This window comes from Rahnella sp. PD12R (assembly GCF_019200965.1).
Taxonomy (GTDB): domain Bacteria; phylum Pseudomonadota; class Gammaproteobacteria; order Enterobacterales; family Enterobacteriaceae; genus Rahnella; species Rahnella laticis.
This window is the reverse complement of record NZ_JAHTMS010000006.1, coordinates 174,916-193,306: the sequence shown is the minus strand read 5'-3', so window position 1 is coordinate 193,306 and position 18,391 is coordinate 174,916. Positions and strand designations below refer to the sequence as shown.

The 18,391-nt window shown below is 46.4% G+C and carries 12 protein-coding genes; 3 read left to right on the top strand and 9 right to left on the bottom strand.

Annotation, left to right across the window (positions count from 1 at the left end):
- A complete protein-coding gene (locus KWG64_RS13805) occupies positions 1-873 on the bottom strand; it encodes a LysR family transcriptional regulator (RefSeq protein WP_195813642.1) in 873 nt (290 codons plus the stop codon).
- A gap of 103 nt (positions 874-976) precedes the next feature.
- On the opposite strand from KWG64_RS13805, the gene budA reads away from it, so the two are divergent.
- Complete coding sequence (gene budA, locus KWG64_RS13800; protein ID WP_152325233.1) at positions 977-1,759, top strand: acetolactate decarboxylase; 783 nt, start codon at positions 977-979, stop codon at positions 1,757-1,759.
- Between the two features lie 26 nt (positions 1,760-1,785).
- Positions 1,786-3,462 (top strand): acetolactate synthase AlsS, encoded by a 1,677-nt coding sequence (gene alsS, locus KWG64_RS13795; protein WP_218522202.1) that lies wholly within the window; start codon positions 1,786-1,788, stop codon positions 3,460-3,462.
- 157 nt (positions 3,463-3,619) lie between these two features.
- Here the strand turns inward: alsS and KWG64_RS13790 are convergent, their stop codons facing one another.
- The 5 genes from KWG64_RS13790 to KWG64_RS13770 form a co-directional block, all read right to left on the bottom strand.
- Complete coding sequence (locus tag KWG64_RS13790) at positions 3,620-5,569, bottom strand: response regulator receiver domain (RefSeq protein WP_218522201.1); 1,950 nt, start codon at positions 5,567-5,569, stop codon at positions 3,620-3,622.
- On the bottom strand, positions 5,566-8,583 hold the full coding sequence (locus tag KWG64_RS13785; RefSeq protein WP_218522200.1) for an ATP-binding protein: 3,018 nt from the start codon (positions 8,581-8,583) through the stop codon (positions 5,566-5,568). Before KWG64_RS13785 ends, KWG64_RS13790 begins: the two co-directional genes overlap by 4 nt.
- A 22-nt stretch (positions 8,584-8,605) precedes the next feature.
- A complete protein-coding gene (locus KWG64_RS13780; protein WP_218522199.1) occupies positions 8,606-9,751 on the bottom strand; it encodes a DNA cytosine methyltransferase in 1,146 nt (381 codons plus the stop codon).
- Between the two features lie 220 nt (positions 9,752-9,971).
- Positions 9,972-10,496, bottom strand: a complete 525-nt coding sequence (locus KWG64_RS13775; protein ID WP_218522198.1) for a hypothetical protein — start codon at positions 10,494-10,496, stop codon at positions 9,972-9,974.
- A gap of 67 nt (positions 10,497-10,563) precedes the next feature.
- Entirely contained in the window at positions 10,564-11,322 is a 759-nt protein-coding gene (locus tag KWG64_RS13770) for an HNH endonuclease (RefSeq protein ID WP_218522197.1), read from the bottom strand.
- Between the two features lie 521 nt (positions 11,323-11,843).
- Between KWG64_RS13770 and KWG64_RS13765 the strand changes: the two genes are divergently transcribed.
- A complete protein-coding gene (locus tag KWG64_RS13765; protein WP_195813638.1) occupies positions 11,844-12,059 on the top strand; it encodes a hypothetical protein in 216 nt (71 codons plus the stop codon).
- A gap of 72 nt (positions 12,060-12,131) precedes the next feature.
- Here KWG64_RS13765 and KWG64_RS13760 read toward each other — a convergent pair whose 3' ends face one another.
- The 3 genes from KWG64_RS13760 to malP form a co-directional block, all read right to left on the bottom strand.
- Complete coding sequence (locus KWG64_RS13760) at positions 12,132-13,268, bottom strand: porin (RefSeq protein WP_152325238.1); 1,137 nt, start codon at positions 13,266-13,268, stop codon at positions 12,132-12,134.
- Positions 13,269-13,842: 574 nt separating this feature from the next.
- Positions 13,843-15,930, bottom strand: a complete 2,088-nt coding sequence (gene malQ / locus KWG64_RS13755; RefSeq protein ID WP_218522196.1) for a 4-alpha-glucanotransferase — start codon at positions 15,928-15,930, stop codon at positions 13,843-13,845.
- Positions 15,931-15,939: 9 nt separating this feature from the next.
- Positions 15,940-18,342 carry a maltodextrin phosphorylase gene (gene malP / locus KWG64_RS13750; protein ID WP_218522195.1) on the bottom strand — a complete coding sequence of 801 codons (2,403 nt, stop codon included), beginning with the start codon at positions 18,340-18,342 and terminating at the stop codon, positions 15,940-15,942.
- Positions 18,343-18,391: the final 49 nt, after the last annotated feature.

Below are 18,391 nucleotides of genomic sequence, written 5' to 3'. Positions count from 1 at the left end.
TTAGAGTAACCCCACCAGATGCAGCGCGGCCTTGCAGTTATCCGTACGTCGCCAGGCCAGCGCTATCTGCGTGGTTAATGTCTGCCCTGCCAGGGGCAGACATCGTACGTTAGTCTCATCAATCTTACTGAGCGACGCCGGCACCAGCGCATAACCAAATCCTGTTGCCACCATGCTCAGCGACGATGTAATTTGCGGACATTGCTGCCCGTAGCGCGGCGTAAAACCCGCATCTTCACACGCCTGTGTCACCGCGTCGTATAACCCCGGCGATAAATCCCGCGGGAAAGTGATCAGCGTATCGTGGCGCAGTGCCGCCAGACGCACCTCTTTCTCCTGGCTGAGCGGATGCTTTTTCGGCAGCGCCACCATCATTTCTTCGATATCCAGCACCTTAAAACTGAAGTCTTTGCTGCGCTCGCAAGGCAGGCGGATAAACGCCGCGTCCAGCGCGCCCTCGCCCATTGCAGTCATCAGCCCCGCCATATCCTTTTCCTGCGGCTCAAGCACGATGCCCGGATATTTATCCCGAAAGCGGTGCAGCAGCGCAAAAACCTGCGGGTTAAATGCCGTCGATGTGGCGAAGCCGATACGCAATGTCCCGTTGATTCCGCGCGCCACGGCACGGGTTCTTTCAAGGGCGGCATCGGTGAGTTTGATGATGGTCTGAGCATCGTCGTAGAGCACTTTTCCGGCTTCGGTCAGCTCGACGCCACGGGTCAGACGCTTAAGTAAAGGGGTTCCGATTTCATGTTCGAGCCGCTGGATTTGCTGGCTCAATGGAGGCTGGGAGATCCCCAGTTGTTCGGCAGCACGGGTGAAGTGGCCCGTCTCTGCTACCGCGACAAAGTAGCGCAGATGACGAAGTTCCATATCAAAAACGTCTCAAAGTGAACACCTCGTCATATTGGAACTTCTGGCTGAATCGCGTCAACCTTTAATCAGATAAGTTAATCATTCGACCGGAGCTTCCTGCATGAAAACCCATTCTGATTCCTGTTCCTGCGTTGCCGAACTCGCCCGCACCGCCTCAGCGTTTACCCAGAGACATCCCGACCGCGTCTTGTACCAGTCATCCCTGATGAGTGCCCTGCTCAGCGGCGTCTACGAAGGCGAAACCACCATGGCCGACCTGCTGGAACACGGTGATTTTGGCCTCGGTACCTTTAACCATCTCGACGGAGAACTGATTGCTTTTAACAGCAATATCTTCCAGTTGCGTGGCGACGGCAGCGCACGACGCGCCCTGCCCGAACAAAAAACGCCGTTCGCGGTGATGACATTCTTTAATCCTACGAATGAATACCTGATCGAAAAACCGCATACCCGCGAGCAGATCCATCAGGTGATTGACCGCGCCGTGGCCAGCCAGAACACCTTCTGTGCACTGCGCATCGACGGTGAATTCAGCCGCGTGGAGACGCGCACCGTGCCGGAACAAAAGCGCCCGTATAAACCGATGCTTGAAGCCATCGAGGCCCAGCCAACCTTTCACATCGAGCACAGCCAGGGCGTGCTGATTGGTTTTCTGACCCCGGCGTATATGCAGGGCATCAATGTGGCGGGCTATCACGAACACTTTATTAATCAGGAACGCAGCAGCGGCGGCCATGTTCTGGATTATCAGGTTGAAAGCGGCGTGCTCACGTTCGGCACCGTTGAAAAACTGCTGATCGACTTCCCGCAGGACAGCGATTTCCTGCATGCCGATTTAAATCCCGATGATTTAAACGATGCGATTCAGTCCGTTGAGAGTTAACAGCCCGCAGGTAAAAGGAAAACACCATGAAAAACTCAGACCCTAAAATCGAATGGAAATGCGGCGCAGATCTGGTAGTCGCTCAGCTTGAAGCGCAGGGCGTAAAACACGTCTTCGGCATTCCCGGCGCAAAAATAGACCGCGTATTTGATTCCCTGATCGACTCCACCATCACCACCATTCCGGTGCGCCACGAAGCCAACGCCGCCTTTATGGCCGGTGCCGTCGGCCGCCTGACCGGCAAAGCGGGCGTCGCACTGGTGACGTCCGGCCCCGGCTGCTCGAACCTCATCACCGGCGTCGCCACGGCGACATCAGAAGGCGATCCGCTGGTCGCACTCGGCGGCGCGGTAAAACGTGCCGACCACGTAAAACAGGTTCACCAGACGATGGATACCGTCGCGATGTTCCGCCCGGTAACCAAATATTCTGCGGAAGTGACCTCTTCTTCCGCGCTGGCCGAAGTGATGGCAAACGGCTTTCGCGCCGCCGAATTCGGGCGTCCGGGCGCGGCATTCATCAGCCTGCCAATGGACATCGTCAACGAACCCGCCAGCGGCAAACTGCTGACATCACAACCGCCCGTTCTGGGCAGCGCGCCGCACGACGCCATTTTGCAGGTCGCGCGTCTGTTAAATCAGGCCAAAAACCCGGTTCTGCTGCTTGGCCTGATGGCCAGCCAGCCGCGTAATGCGGCAGCCATCCGCCGTCTGCTGCACAAAAGCGATTTGCCGGTCACCAGCACCTATCAGGCCGCCGGCGTTATCGATCAGGCGTCGTTCCACCGGTTCGCCGGGCGCGTGGGTTTATTCAATAATCAGGCCGGTGACCGCCTGCTGCGCAATGCCGATTTGGTGATCACCATCGGCTACAGCCCGGTTGAGTACGAACCGGCGCAGTGGAATAACGAGAATGCCGAGCTGGTGCATATCGACGTGATGCCTGCCGAAACGGACAGCGAATACTTGCCGGATGTCGAACTGGTTGGCGACATCGCCGACACGCTCGACCTGCTGACCGAACAAATCCAGCAGCATTTCGTGCTGAGCACCTCGTCCATCGCGATTCTGGAAGACCGCCGCCAGCAACGCGAGCTGCTGGATCAAAAGGGCCGGAGCCTTAACCAGTTCGCCATCCACCCGCTGCGGCTGGTGCGCGCGATGCAGGACATCGTCAACAGTGACGTCACGTTATGCGTCGATATGGGCAGTTTCCACATCTGGATCGCCCGTTACCTGTACAGCTTCCGCGCGCGTCAGGTGCTGATTTCCAACGGCCAGCAAACCATGGGCGTCGCGCTGCCGTGGGCGATCGGCGCGGCGCTGGTCGATCCCGGCCGCAAAGTGGTGTCCGTTTCCGGCGACGGCGGCTTTATGCAATCGAGCATGGAACTGGAAACCGCCGTCCGGCTGGGTGTGAATTTGCTGCACATCATCTGGGTCGATGAGGCGTACAACATGGTCGCCATCCAGGAAGAGAAAAAATACCAGCGCACCTCCGGCATCCAGTTCGGCCCGATAGATTTCAAAGCCTACGCTGACGCGTTCGGCGCGAAAGGTTTCGCCGTCACCTCCGCCGAAACCCTGGAAAGCACCCTCCGCGCCGCGATGGACGTACAAGGCCCCGCCGTCGTCGCCGTCCCGGTGGACTACAGTGACAATGCGTTGCTGATGGGACAGTTGGAGATGGGGGCGATGTTTTAGGGGGGGAATAATGCGCTGAGGAGAAACGCCCTTGTTAGGGCGTTTTTTTGCTCTCAACTATCTTGAATTTTAAATCACCGATAAAAATACAGCCTTTAAAAAATATAAACTAGCTATATAGCATAAACGCCAATATAAAAATCTAGATTAAGAAATTTTACTTAGCATCTGAAAGTGGTTCATTTGCGGCCCCGCCATCAAAATCACTTTTAGTAATCAGCGTTTGGTTTATAGTACTTTTGATACTTCCCTTAGTAGGGAAAATGCTATTCTCAATATTTGACACAGCTGGGGTGAATTGGATGAAATCTAAGCCAACACGGCTCTTTGCACGACCAGTAAGTTGTAATAGATGTAATGCATATTCATATCTAAGCTGCGCAACAACCTGTGCTTTTAATTCAACAAATACGGGAATACCAGCATCTAATCCAGGACGAAAAATAGACAATTCTTTTTTTTCATCGAACACCCCGTGATTCGCTGCAAGGAAACTGTCAGCATTGGGGTTGGATTCCGATAGTAAATTTGAAATAAAGCTCAAGACTTCTATTCGTTCAGAATTCTCGAACTTGACGAAAACAAAATTATTTCTTGTTGCTAAGCCGAGTGCCTTGCACTCTAACTCTTCAGACGATGGTTTTTCTCCCTTAAAGTGATCAGCTAAAGATGACTTCAAATCGTAAAGTCTTACTAATGTTACTGGCATATTACTTTGCGTGTTAAACGATTTTTGACTTGGTTCAAGATCACATGCTGGAGTCATGCAAATCCAATAAGAGATATTCTCTACATGAGTAACCTTCAATATATGTCCAGTATTTAGATGATAACCATCGATAGGTTTAGAGCAATTAAAACAATTTACTTGCTTAATTGTTTCTATATCTTTAGGAAGAATCCATTTGCTAATGAAATATGACTTTTTATTCTCTGGGTCAGAATTCAAATATTTAATAAGCCTATTGGAGTACTCCATAATATTATATTTAGTTTGAGATGCTAACTCTTCCCAATGTTTTGACAAAACACTCCATATTTTGTAATCAAGAGTTCCTTCATCCGGATTTCCGATCAAATCCTCAAGCCAGTATGATTGCAGATGTTTCTTATTAAGTATCTCATTAGCAAATTTAAACCCGTTTTCATCAATCTCATGTCGAAGTTTTGCAAGCATTAGTTGGTGAGGATGTGGGCACCAATTCAATAGTGCCGCGCATAAATGCTCAGGTAGCTTAGCAGGTTCAACAGTCTCCTTTCCGATGACTGTGATAAATATGTTATTAGTTTTTATCCAATTTATATCATCATCATTAGAAAAGTACCAAGAAAAACCATCTAATTCATCATTACCAAAAAAATCCTTATACTGTTCGGATTTTTGTTTACAAAACCATTTTTTTAATACTGACGGATTGATCTTTTGTTTTTCATTTGGAAACATTTTAATAAATGGATTAAAAAAAGCACTTTCTAAACATTCTTTTGATGAACAATCATGGTCATTGATTAATCGCAGAAAATCTTCCAAATTTGCTGTATCTAATAACTCACCTCTTAGGTTAACATTATCAATTGAAGCTTGATCGATCAATTCTTCGATTTCAGCATCAAATTTCCCCACACTCTTAACAACTGGTTTTTTTTGTAAAAAAGAAATTACATCTAGTATTACATCCCGGACCGTTCCATCTCCTTGATATCCACCAGTATGAACGATAACCATATTAAAATGAGGCTTCTTTGCCAGTTCGGATATAACATTTAGTGCCTTATAACTCCTTTGCCCACCATCATTCTCCCCAAGGTGATAATCTAATATTAACAAATCGCTATTCAAATATGAGCTGTATTTAATTTTATGGTCTTCAGATATTTCTTGCCCATCATCAACATCAACGGTCCAATTTCGTTCCGAGTTTCTACAAAAATCAATAACATCACTAAGTCTTTTTTTATTCTTCTCAAGATATTTTTGATCACGTAATAACCCCTGAATCGTAGGATACTCATCATCAATAACAGCAACAGACCTAATTGGTTTAATAAAAGCTTCTTGGAGTAATGCCGAATAAGTTGGTGACATCGCCAGTCCATGCTCACTCATTTTTTCGCCTCATTGAATTCAATAAGAAAATTAGCACCAGAAAGTTTCTTGTTTGAACCGCTGGTAATGTAACTTATCTTATGCCCACCGGGTTGGAGATTGGTCCGGCAAAGATATAGTCCAACTCCACGCCCTCCACGGTGTTTTCTTGTGAAGAATAAAGTAAACAATTGGTCATAGTCATCAGGATCAACACCTGGTCCATTATCAGAAATAGTCACACCATCCTCGCCATTATCAAGTAAAATATTTTTACTATCACCTCCTCCCTGAGATACCCAATAGCGAGAGTTATTCACCAAATTAATAAAAACTGGATATATCCTCGATGGAAAATCTGTTACTGAAAAATTTAAAAAGTTTTGCGTAACTTCTAGATGTATTTTATTTCTTTCTAATGAATCGCCAAAAAAATTATTTAAATACCCAAAAACATCTCTCCCTGAAATATTTTTTTTAACTCTTTCTCCAGATAATTTTAGAGGGGATAAGAAACGCCACTTATCAGTCAATCCTTGATGGGCATAGACTACATCATCAAATGATGCTTTCTCATAGTCGTTGAAACTAGCATTTTTGATTGAGTCCAACCCACGGGCTATAGTGGAGTCTAAACCTTCTATTTCATGACCAATTATCTCAACAGTAATACCTAATTGAGCAAGTGAATTCAATCTTTCTGCTTCTTGCTTCCATTTTGCAGATTCATTCATGCTATGAATTGCCAACCCTTCGAGATCAATTTGATCGCGAATATTTTTAATAGCCGTTATATAAGGAACCAAGCGTTGATCATTTTCAATATATTGTTTTTGATATTCTTCATCTATTTTTTTTAAAACCTGCGGAAGTGAGACCCTTTCTAAGTGGAGATCTTCTAGAAAAGAATTTATTTCAGTAGGAAATATTTTTAATTGAACTTCAACCAATTCAGTAAAGCGACCCAGTTCTTCTTGAAGCAACTCTTTACCTAAGGAAGCTCTTTTTCTGATAGCTTGATTTATAGCACGTTTTTTTTCATTGAACACTTCAATCGCTATATCATAATCAGTTTTATCACTTAACCTAGTTAAAGATATGTTTGCTGATTCATCGAGGGTTTTTATTATTGATTTAGCTTCCGCCTCAATTCTTTTGTAATTTTTATATGCAGATTCAATATTCCCTAAATTATTAGGAACTGAACTCAATGAATAACTTTGTAATTCAGAGTTATGCTTACTCACTAAGGCCTTAAACTCCTTAGCGTCTAAAAGATCAACTATTTCATCTACATTTGAGTATTTTATTTGTAAATCTTTTAAGTCATCTAGCTTATTAGTAAGCTCTCCAATATTTTCTGTAATTAATTTTTTTATCCGCACTCTTTCATTTTTTATTAATTTTTTACGATCATTTTCGGCTTTCTCTATTGCTTTCAAAACATCCATATCTTCAATATGAGTTTTTCGTATGTCAGAGTATCTCCCTAAATAATTATCTGCGGTTTTTATAAGTATATTTTCGACAATCTCTCTAAAATATTTTGAAGCTGTGTTATCTAAGAAACCCTCACGACCGGCTTTATCTTTTAAATTTGAATTTTCTTTTCGTGTAATAGAGATTCTCCCAAAAGAACGTCTGTTAGACCAAAAATAACGTCCAGCATTTTTAGATCTTCTCTTTTCTATTTCGAAGTAATCATTATCTTCTCTACCATATGGCATAACTCTAAGACCATCTCGGTAAATTCTAACTCCTCCATAATATTCACTTTGCTCATTGAGGAAATCGACATATTCATCTGAAAGTGTTGACTTAGGTTTTTCATATTCATAAGAAGCAATGCGAATATTAAATTTCCCGAATTGCGTATTGGAGCGAGTCTTGTACACTCGAGGAGGTTTTATAACTATATCAGAGTAAATTATACCAAATGCTTTAACTTTTCCACGAAAGTCTCCATACTCATCAACATCACCTTCAATCATATGCTCCATCATTTCAAGATTTGACAGATCGAATTTTTTTACATCATCTATGATTATTCTATGAATATGCCCATTCCAAACTATAACTGATGTTCTGAAATCAGAAATTGTAGGTTCTAAACCTTTGGAGAAAGGGTCAGTGAAATTTATTAAGGTTTCCTTTAAACTATCACTAGCTTTTACAGCAGACAAATCACCTATATCTTTATTATCCAGAGGTATTTGTGCCTTCATATCATCATGAATATCCGCCATGAACATAGCAGTACCATGCTGACTAGCACCAGTCCAGACGGGCCATGTATTTAGAATACGGTCATCAAAGATGACATTATCGGCAGTTTCTAGAATTCTTTTTCGTGTCGTTTTGAAATTATTTTTTTTTGAAACTATAAATTCTTCTTCATTTAAAGAATCTTCATATTCAGCTAACTCCTGGTTATCAAGCTGTTTCCATGCGGATCTTATTCTTTGCTCGTGGGAATTATCTCCTCTTTCGTCAGTGCCACCATGTATATTAACTAATAATTCCTCGAACATTTTTGGAAGTAATGATTTTAGTTCTGACTTATTTTCGAACTGAAATAATGGAACTTTAACATCAGATAACATTAAGAAAGGATTTTCAAAAAACCGCCAATCAATTAAAGCTGCTACAAAACAAGACTCTACTCTTTTTGAGACAATCAATAATAGCGATCCCAAAGCTGCACATGAGAGTCTTCCAATACCTTTCTGCCCTTGTTTGGTCCTTAGTGTTAAACCTAATTGATCAGCTAACTCATTATTTTTCCTTGTAGCTTTCGACTCCGTTCCAATAACTAGCCATTTAGATATGAACTCATCAAAACTCATACCATGTCCATCATCGACCAAGGTAGCTATAGGAACAACACCGTCAAATATATTTAACTCAACTTTTCTTGCGTAAGCATCATATGAGTTTTTCCAAAGTTCTGATATTGCTGTAGGGCAGTCCGCTATCTGCTCCCGCCCCAAATGGTCAATGGTCCTTGCGCGGGTTTGGAATGAAATAGAATCCATACTTTAATTATCCTCTGTAGGTTTAGTCTACCGATTTAACTTTAATCATATCCATCACTGTATTTATTATAACTTCGCCCATTTTTACTGGTACAGCATTTCCAACCTGTTTACCTTGGTTAGTGATACCACCAGTAAAAATAAAATCCTCGGGGAAGGTTTGTAACCTTGCCGCATGCCTAATGGTTATTCCATGGTGCTTCCAAGCATGCAAAAATCGTCCTTTTGAGGGATTAAAACATCCAGTAGTCATTGTTGGTCCTGGTTGTGCTAGGCGTATTCTGCCATATACATCTTTATGACCAAGATAATCACCAACATGACAAGGCAAGCGAAAATCAATATCGCATCTACTCCCATTTATTGGAGTAGATATAAAACGCTCTGTTAAAGCTTGTGTATGTGTCATATGGATAGCTGAAGCATCTTCAGTTAATGGCCTTAGCCCCTCTCCAAAAATAAGTGATTTAGAAATATGTTCGCCCAAGACGAGTTTGATTTTATCAAGTTCTTCTACTGTAGGTTTTTCAAAAACTTCTGAGGCATTACGCCATTCTGGCGTACCTTTTTTTGGCTTAAAATGAGTAGCTTTAGGTGGCCATTGAGTTCTGTCAAACTGTTCTCCCTTTTTGATACCAAGTATGAATACCCGACTTCTATTTTGAGGAACACCATAATCCTTCGCATTCAACTTAACTGGACCAAGTATTTCATATCCACTTTCTTCACTTATTTCTTTGAAGCGATCTAAATAAGACTTATGTCTTTCCCATAGCAGACCTGGAACATTTTCAACAATGAATGCTTTGGGCTTCAACTTATTTACAAAATCAAAATACCTAATCAACAATTCATTTCGTGGGTCGTCTACACCTTGATCATTGATCCTATGCGAAGAAAAACCCTGACAAGGAGGACCACCAATCAAAAGATCAAGTTCACCTTCAAAATTTAACTTTCCAATAAAATCATCAATATTGATCTCGAAAATATCCTCATTGAATAAGCGAGTTTCGAGTGAACGTTTGTCAATGATGTTTTTTTTATAGGTTGCGCTAGCATCATCGTCTAACTCTACGGCAGCCAAAATGGCTACTCCTGAGTTCAGTGCGGCTAAAGAGAAGCCTCCCGCACCACAAAACAAATCCACCGCATAAACCTTTTTCATGTAAATCTCTTATTTTTCAATTAGTTAGTCAAAATAGTTATCTTCAGATTATACATTACTAATCATTCGTTCTGCATCACTTTGTTTGGCTACAATGCAATACTTATCTTCTATTTAAAACGACTCAAAAAATAATACTTTTGCCTTTTTCCCTCTTCAAGTAAGTTGCAAAGGGCTCTTTAGCAAGGAATCAAACCAATTATTTTATTGATGGTAATTTTCAACTAAGCATTATTTTAAGACGTTGAGTAATTTCTTTGGAATGCTTTGATAACTCTCTCGCATTAACATATAGCTCACCATAGGTTTCCAAATACATTTCTTTTTCATTAAATGGCTTCAAATCGCCAACTTCTCGGGCAAACATACTTTCGTTCAAACTTTCCAATCTTTTTAGCCTTAGCCAATGGTGAGACAGCAACTGGAGCAAGTCTGGCTCACAGCCATTAACCATTAAATTTTGTCCAACAACGTCCCAAACTGTGATACGCAAATCTGAATTACGCATTACACGTCCAGTAAAAGCAAGCTCCATAATTCTTTTAAGAATTGGTTCATTATATTCAAAAGCACCCAATAACACCTGTAACGATTTTCTTAATTGATCATTACTCTTTTGAACAGTTATTTTATTTTGTTGATTTATTACTTTCTGATTTACAAAAATTGCCACAGGAAAACCGATAACGACTCCAGCTAGAGTAGATGCAAAGTTAGGCCAAAATGAACTCATGAAATCAATCATATAACCTCACCTTATTGAACATTACATGCTTAAAAAAGATAATGCATAGTAGTGTATAAATTTCGATTCAAATCAAGAAAATATTTTCCCGGTGATACTTCAGTTGACTCATGTCAGGCGGATAACTTACCGGCATTCTTAACTGCTTCCCTTCATATTTAGCAAAATTCTCAATCGCAATATCGCTGGTCAGCTTCTTGAGCTTTGGCGAGACGATCATTTCTAAATGCGCATTAAAAGATATCAATCCGCGATCGAATGCTTTGTCGTGCAAACTTGAAAGGCATAGCCCATTACTTGGGTTCAAACGATGCTCGACAGCATCAGCCCAAGGCCGAATGTGGCTTGCAACCAGTAGGGCTGGTTCTTCCAACTCCGTAAGACAGCAACGATATTCATAGGCCGCAAGAACATTTTTGCGAAATAGCTGCTGATCGACACGCGCTTTAACGATAGTCGTTCTTTCTCGTCCACTGAAATCTACGGGGCCACTGTCATGCAAAGTTGTTGCAGGTTTGTCGAGCTTGTTCATCGCACGCAAACATTCGAAATCGAACGTTTCAGTGTTTAGCCTCATCTCCTTCCAGAGTTCTCGATCAGTATTTGAAGCACCTTTCAAGCCTGTGCGGCCAGATTCAATAATGAAAGGATCAAGGCTTGCCAGATTCACCAGCTTCATTGCTAAAGCCCCAGGTGTTCGGCCTATAAGCTCGGCGTAATGAATAATATCGGGGTTTTTAGAATGCAATTTACCAAAAGGAATTTGGCTATAGAGAGTAAACGCCACCAACAATTGATCGCGAGTCCAATGGTTTACGCCAGCCATAGGAAATATCCGTCTGTTTTATCGAAGTTTAGGGGTTCACGTTACTATGCCAGCTACCTCATTGATTTCAAATTTTTATGAATAAAACGTAGTGTTTGCTGCCCGTTATTTCATTCCTCCTTAAAGAGATTTTCATCTCATTTACATCCCTTTTCCAAGACATCTCGCAAGAATGAAAACTGCCTAAAAATTCTTCTTACTGTATAAATTCCCATGATGTAGTCTCTCCTCACTGCGGCAAAACCCGCAGTCAGAATTAGCGTTCTGTCCCAGTTTGGTGCCATCAACTCTATGAAAATAGAGCAAATGTGGTACGGTCTGCACTCACCCAAATTATGGTGGCTCAGGCAGTGGCTTCTCAGGAGGCACCGGATTCCAGACTGGCCGGAACGCTAACGCTGTTTGAGCTACCACCATCGGGATTAGCGTCTCTGGAGGTAGTTAATCAACTATCAGCTGGAGAATTAAAATGGAATTTTATACTACCGCTCTGCTCAACACCTCCGCACAGGAGGCAGCCCATGTCTGACCTTTATGACAATACACAGCTGGAACTCGAAGAGATCGTCGATCAATGCCGCGCATTGGCTTATGCGATCGTGACGCTGGATAACGCACAGGCCAAAGACTTGCTGGGCTATATTCTTTGTGAGCGATTAGAGGTGCTTAATCTGGCATTGGAACTGCCGTTTACCGATGATGACATCGCTGTAGAGGAAGAGCCGCTGGCGGCATAACGCCGGGATTCAGGGCGTAAAAAAGCCAGCGCATTTCGGCGCTGGCAATTGAAAACACGAGGCAATCGGTAATTAGAAATCGTAGAACACGGTAACCCAGGTCTGATCCGGTTCGCCATCGGTAGAATGCGCCAGTGTGCGTTCTACATAAACTGACAGGCCGTAACCGATCGTGGTGCCCGCACCGAAATAGGTGTGATTTGCATGGAAATCTTCGCCGCCTTTCAGTTGCAGGGAATCGGCTGCGACGTAAGGTTGAATAGATTTCAGGAACGGTTTGTCGATATTAAAGGTATAACCGACGAAACCTTCAACGCCGTAGCCGCTGCCTGCGAAGTAATGATCCACCGGATTGGCGCGCGTGCTTGGCACAAAGTCTTTGTAATAACTGCCGGTCCCGACGATATACCAGTTACCCGGCTGCCAGGTTAACGCAGTACCGGAAAGCTGCTGGTGATAATCTTTTTCATTGTATTGATTATCTTTAACTGTCGCGTCGGTCACGCTATAGGCTGCGCTCCAGACTAAATCTTTGGTCAGCTTATAATCGAAACCTAAACCGCCGCCATTATTACGACGGTAATATTGATTTTCACCGGCAGCGATTTGATCTTCCGGCAGCAAATAGTTTGCATATAACGTCAGAGGGCCAAAGTCGTTGGTATATTTAATACTGTTCTTCGGTTTATTAGCACCGTCGTAGTTGCCGTTAATACCAATTCCCGTACCGCCCGCGTGACCATCGTTATCCCAGACGTCGCTTTTAATCCCGACGACGGAATAATAAATCCCGTACTGGTGGCCGTAGGTTAATGTGCCGTAACGGTCGTCTTTAAACCCGGCATATAACTGACGCTGAGTATCGCGACGTGCGCCTTCTTCATAGTGTCCGTCCATGCCCAGCAGGTGCGCCATGTCCACACCCAGCTCGTAGTAAGCGATAATGGAGGTGTCTTGCGTTAGTTTATAATCACCACGGAAACGGAAACGTGTACCGCCGTCATGACCATTTTTATAATAGCCCGGCTCTTCGCCGTTATTGAAAATCCACTCAGGACGAATACTCCCGCCCACCTGTAAACTTAACGGTGCCAGCAAAGAATTACTCTGAGGATTTTTATCTAAAACAGTAATCTCGGCCTGCGCACTTGCCGATAAAGCCGACAGCACGACACCGCCAATTAACATTGACGCTTTTAAATTGTTCATTATTACCCTGTCATTATTATTTATGTGATGTGTGAGCGGTCTTGCGCCGCGTATAAATAATTAACATAGGTAAGACGGGCGACAAAGTGAAAATTCAGAAAGTTCCCTATAAGAAAAAGATATATGCGGATTAATAATTCGACATTGTTATTTTGAAATGTAAAACTAAAAAACAAAATGTATATTTTAGTGCAAATAACATCCGGATTGTTTGTAATGCAATCAAATGTAAATTCAATGGCGTTCAGAATTGAAATATTTAATAACAATTATCGGATAAAAATAGCACCTATAATTAAATCATGCCTGCGTGACAATTACATTACGTTATAACCACTCTATATCATTATTGTGATCACCGTTATAATCCCTGCTGACAGAATAATATTTTGCAAAGCCTGTTATTTATTAATCGATTTCATTTTTTATTTCTGTAATCCCCTTTTTATAAGGGGAAATGCAGGCTTTTTACTGAGATAAACGGAGATTCCAGGCAGGTCTGATGAATGAGGTTCAAAACACAAAAAAGGGTTCCCCCGTAACGGCAGAAACCCTTTTCTCGCTTTCTTTGTTTTCAGCTCACCGACACTTTCCGGCGGCGTTTATCGAGGTCTTTGATGAGTTTATTCACCTGCTCATCGGCAAACATTTCTTCGAGAGTGCAGGAAAGTTTGCGGCGCCAGTTCGGGTATTCGTCGCTGGTGCCGGGGACGTTGACCGGCGCGTCCATGTCGAGCCAGTCTTCCGGTTGCAGGCCGAGTAGCGCACAGGCGCTGTCGGCGACGTAGCGTTGCAGGCCGCGGTTTAGCACCGGCGTCATTTCCATTAATGCGGCTTTGTGCCCGGTTTTCTTCGGGATACAGTCGTAATGATGCAACCCGTCGAGCAGCCCCTGACGCGCACGTGCGCGGTCGGCGTACAGTTCCTGTAAAACGTCTTCGTCACGATAAAGCCCGAGCGTTTTACCGAGCACCAGATCGTCGCTTTGCCAGTAACCGCGCAGCGTCGGCAGGTCGTGCGTGGTGATGGTTGCCATCGCCTGAACCGGGTACGACTGCGGCGCACGGAAGTTGTTTTCCTCATCGCGCTCGAAATACAGCACTTTGTAGGAATACACACCGCCCTCGCGCAGCTTGCTGACGATCTCCACCGGCACGGTGCCCAGATCTTCGCCGATAACCATGCAGCGGTGACGCTGACTTTCCAGCGCCAGAATCGCCAGCAGATCGTCTACCGGATATTGCACATACGCGCCTTTATCCGCCGTTTCTCCGGCCGGGATCCACCACAAACGCAGCAGCGTCATCACATGATCGATACGCAACGCGCCGCAGCTGGTCATGTTCGAACGCAGTAAATCGATAAACGGCTGATAGCCGCGCTTCACCATCACATGCGGATCCATCGGGCGCAGATCCCAGTTCTGGCCAAGCGGCCCGAGAATGTCCGGCGGCGCGCCGACCGAGGCTTTCAGGCAATACAGCTCGCCGTCGCCCCAGGTTTCAGAACCGCCTTCGACAACGCCCACCGCTAAATCGCGGTATAACCCCATCGGCATGTCCTGCTGCTGGCTGGTGCGATAACAGTTTTCGAACTGGATTTCCGCCAGCCATTGCAGCCACAGATAAAACTCCACATCTTCAGCGTGTTGTTCGCAGAATGCGCGAACCGCCGGGCCACGGGCATCGTGATATTTTTCCGGCCAGCGGTTCCAGCCGAGCGCGACATCCGTTTCTTTCGCCAGATGCTCATACAACGCATCAAACGCCGCCTGCAAATACAGGCTTTCGCCGCCCTGTTTCACGAAACTGGCCAGCGATTTCACCTGCGGATCCTGCGTTTTTCGCCCACGAAAATGCGTATACGCCAGCCGTAAACCTTCGAGTTTCAGCGGCATCACGTCGGCGTAATCCACCCATTCACTGGCGCGGACGGCCTGTAAACGCTGCTGTGTCAGCGGCTGGTTCCACCAGATTTGGGCTTCCTGACTCTGCTTAAAATCGTCTACCGCGCTGACGTCGATATAAATGACGTTCAGCCAGCGGCGCGAAGACGGGCTGTACGGGCTGGCCGCCACCGGGTTTGCCGGATACAGCGCGTGAATCGGATTGAGGCCGACAAAAGCGCCGCCGCGCCGGGCGACGTTTTCGAGCATCAGGTTAAGATCACCGAAATCGCCGATGCCCCAGTTATTTTCCGAGCGCAGCGTATAAAGCTGCACGCAGGCGCCCCACAGTTTTTTACCGGCCAGCAAAGCGTCCGGTTCGTAGCAACGTTTCGGGGCGACAATCACCCGGCAATCCCACTGCTGCGCGTCCTGCGTCAGCGTCAGCTGGTGATAACCGGCGGGAATTTTCCCCGGCAGCGCCAGCGTCATTTTGCCGCTGATCCGGCCCTGCTGGGTTGCGCCGTTTTCCAGCTGCAGCGTCCAGCCAAATTCGCCTTCTCCGCTGACCGGCAGCGCCAGACGGCTGCCGGAGACAAAGACTTTGACCGGCGGAACCGGTGTTGCAGCCGGGCGATGCCCGGCCTTCCAGCCCATGGCCGACAACAGTTCGCGCTTGGTTTCCGACGCGATAGCCTGCTGCTTGCCATGTGCATTAATGAAACCAGAGGAAATACCCGCCTCCCTGGCGGCCTGCTCCAGTACTTTGTTCTCCATGCGGGCTCCTTAACGTTTCGCCTGCCAGATCCGCTGCTGATAATCGCGAATCGATCGGTCGGAACTGAACATCCCGACGCGGGCAGTATTGAGAATAGTTTTGCGCGTCCACTCGTCCTGATCGCGGTACAGGGCATCGACTTTTTGCTGTGCCGCGCAGTAATCCGCGAAGTCCGCCAGCACCAGATACGGGTCACCGCCGCCGAGCAGGCTGTCGAGCATCAGGCTGAACGCCTGTTTATCGCCGTTGCTGAAGAAGCCGCTTTCCAGCTCTTTAAGAATTTTATCCAGATGCTTGTCTTTCTTACGGATTTTGAGCGGATCGTAGCCTTTGGCCTGCAACGCTTTCACCTGATCGACGGTATTGCCGAAGATGAAGATATTCTCTTCGCCAACCTGTTCCGCAATCTCGACGTTTGCGCCGTCGAGCGTGCCAACGGTCATTGCGCCATTCAGCGCCAGCTTCATGTTGCCGGTGCCGGAAGCTTCTTTCCCGGCAGTAGAAATCTGCTCAGAAACGTCTGCCGCCGGGATCATCAGCTCCGCCACCGACACGCGGTAATCCGGGATAAACACCACTTTGATGCGGTCGCGCACCAGCGGGTCGTTATTCACTTTTTCGGCCACCTGATTGATGGCGTAGATAATGTTTTTCGCCAGGTAATAACCCGGTGCCGCTTTCGCGCCGAACAGGAACACACGCGGCACCATGTCCATTTCCGGGTTATCGCGCAGCTGGCGATACAGCGAAAGAATGTGCAGCAGGTTCAGATGCTGGCGTTTGTACTCGTGCAGGCGTTTGATCTGCACATCGAAAATCGCGTCCGGGTTAAGCGTCAGGCCCATTGTGTGTTTGACGTACTCCGCCAGACGCACCTTGTTTTCGCGCTTAATTTGCTGATAACGCTGGCAGAACGCCGCATCGTCAGCGGAACTTTCCAGCCCTTTCAGCGCGTCCAGATTGTTGACCCATTCAGTTTTCAGGGTGTCATCGATAAGCGCCGACAGCGCCGGATTACACTGTTTTACCCAGCGGCGCGGCGTGATGCCGTTGGTCACGTTGTGGAATTTGTTCGGCCACAGCTGGTGATATTCCGGGAACAGATCTTTGACCACCAGTTCGGAATGCAGCGCTGCAACGCCGTTCACCGCAAAGCCGCTGACCACGCACAGATTCGCCATGCGCACCTGTTTGTTCTGATGAACTGAAAGTTTTTCCCATACCGCTTTGTCGCCCGGCCACTGTTTTTCGACCACTTTTTTAAAGCGCGCGTTAATAGCTTTGATCAGCGAGAAGTGGCGCGGCAACAGGCTGCGGACCAGTTTTTCATCCCAGCATTCGAGCGCTTCCGGCATCAGAGTATGGTTGGTGTAAGCGAAGGTCTGGCTGGTGATCGCCCACGCGGCGTCCCAGTCCAGCTGATGTTCATCCAGCAAAATGCGCAGCAGTTCCGGGATTGCAATCGTCGGATGCGTGTCGTTTAGCTGAATCACTTCGAACTTCGGCAGATCCTGAATTTTGCGGCCCAGGAAATGGTGGCGGCGCAGAATATCGGCCACCGAGCACGCGCACTGGAAATACTGCTGCATCAGACGCAGGCGCTTACCCGCATCGTGGTTGTCATTCGGATACAGCACTTTGGTCAGTTTAGCGGCATCGATGCCTTTCTGTTCCGCTTTAAGGAATTCGCCGTCGTTAAATAAGGTCAGATCAAACGGATGCACGTCGGTCGCCTGCCACAAACGCAGCGGCTGCGTGACGCCATTTTTATAGCCGACTACCGGCAAATCCCAGGCTTCGCCGCGCAGGGAAAACGCCGGATGCCATTGCTCAATGCCCTGCTCATTTTTCACCAGCTTGCCGCCAAACTGAACGTCCACGGACAACGCGCTGTTATGGGTAAACCACGGGTAGCTTACGCGGTGCCAGTTATCCGGCGCTTCCTGCTGCTGACCTTCGCTGAATGACTGACGGAATAAGCCATACTGATAGTTCAGGCCGTAGCCGGTCGCCGGTTGCCCGACGGTCGCCATCGAATCGAGGAAACAGGCCGCCAGACGCCCCAGGCCGCCGTTACCCAGCGCCGGATCGGTTTCCTGTTCCAGCACATCCGCCAGTTCCACGCCCTGCTCTTTCAGCGCCTGTTGCACCGTTTCATACCAGCCGAGGTTGATCAGGTTATTCGCGGTCAGACGCCCGATCAGAAACTCCATCGAGATGTAATTGACGTGTCGCTGCGGGTGCTTTGTGGCTGCCGGCGCGGGTTGCGCGCTGAGTTGTTCTGACAGCGCGCCGCTGGTGGCCTGCCACCACTGATGTGGCGTCATGTCCTGCGCCTGCTGTAAACCGAATCCCTGCCACTGGCGTTTTAGCGCGGCTAAAAACTGCGTCTTATCCAAAGTCACCTGCATCACATGCCTCTTTATCCGGGAATTTGTGGGAAAAGTTTTAGGTTGATAA

Bases quoted from the DNA above. Each gene is read 5' to 3' on its own strand.
- KWG64_RS13805 (WP_195813642.1), bottom strand. From the start codon at position 873: ATGGAACTTCGTCATCTGCGCTACTTTGTCGCGGTAGCAGAGACGGGC.
- budA (WP_152325233.1), top strand. From the start codon at position 977: ATGAAAACCCATTCTGATTCCTGTTCCTGCGTTGCCGAACTCGCCCGC.
- alsS (WP_218522202.1), top strand. From the start codon at position 1,786: ATGAAAAACTCAGACCCTAAAATCGAATGGAAATGCGGCGCAGATCTG.
- KWG64_RS13790 (WP_218522201.1), bottom strand. From the start codon at position 5,569: ATGAGTGAGCATGGACTGGCGATGTCACCAACTTATTCGGCATTACTC.
- KWG64_RS13785 (WP_218522200.1), bottom strand. From the start codon at position 8,583: ATGGATTCTATTTCATTCCAAACCCGCGCAAGGACCATTGACCATTTG.
- KWG64_RS13780 (WP_218522199.1), bottom strand. From the start codon at position 9,751: ATGAAAAAGGTTTATGCGGTGGATTTGTTTTGTGGTGCGGGAGGCTTC.
- KWG64_RS13775 (WP_218522198.1), bottom strand. From the start codon at position 10,496: ATGATTGATTTCATGAGTTCATTTTGGCCTAACTTTGCATCTACTCTA.
- KWG64_RS13770 (WP_218522197.1), bottom strand. From the start codon at position 11,322: ATGGCTGGCGTAAACCATTGGACTCGCGATCAATTGTTGGTGGCGTTT.
- KWG64_RS13765 (WP_195813638.1), top strand. From the start codon at position 11,844: ATGTCTGACCTTTATGACAATACACAGCTGGAACTCGAAGAGATCGTC.
- KWG64_RS13760 (WP_152325238.1), bottom strand. From the start codon at position 13,268: ATGAACAATTTAAAAGCGTCAATGTTAATTGGCGGTGTCGTGCTGTCG.
- malQ (WP_218522196.1), bottom strand. From the start codon at position 15,930: ATGGAGAACAAAGTACTGGAGCAGGCCGCCAGGGAGGCGGGTATTTCC.
- malP (WP_218522195.1), bottom strand. From the start codon at position 18,342: ATGCAGGTGACTTTGGATAAGACGCAGTTTTTAGCCGCGCTAAAACGC.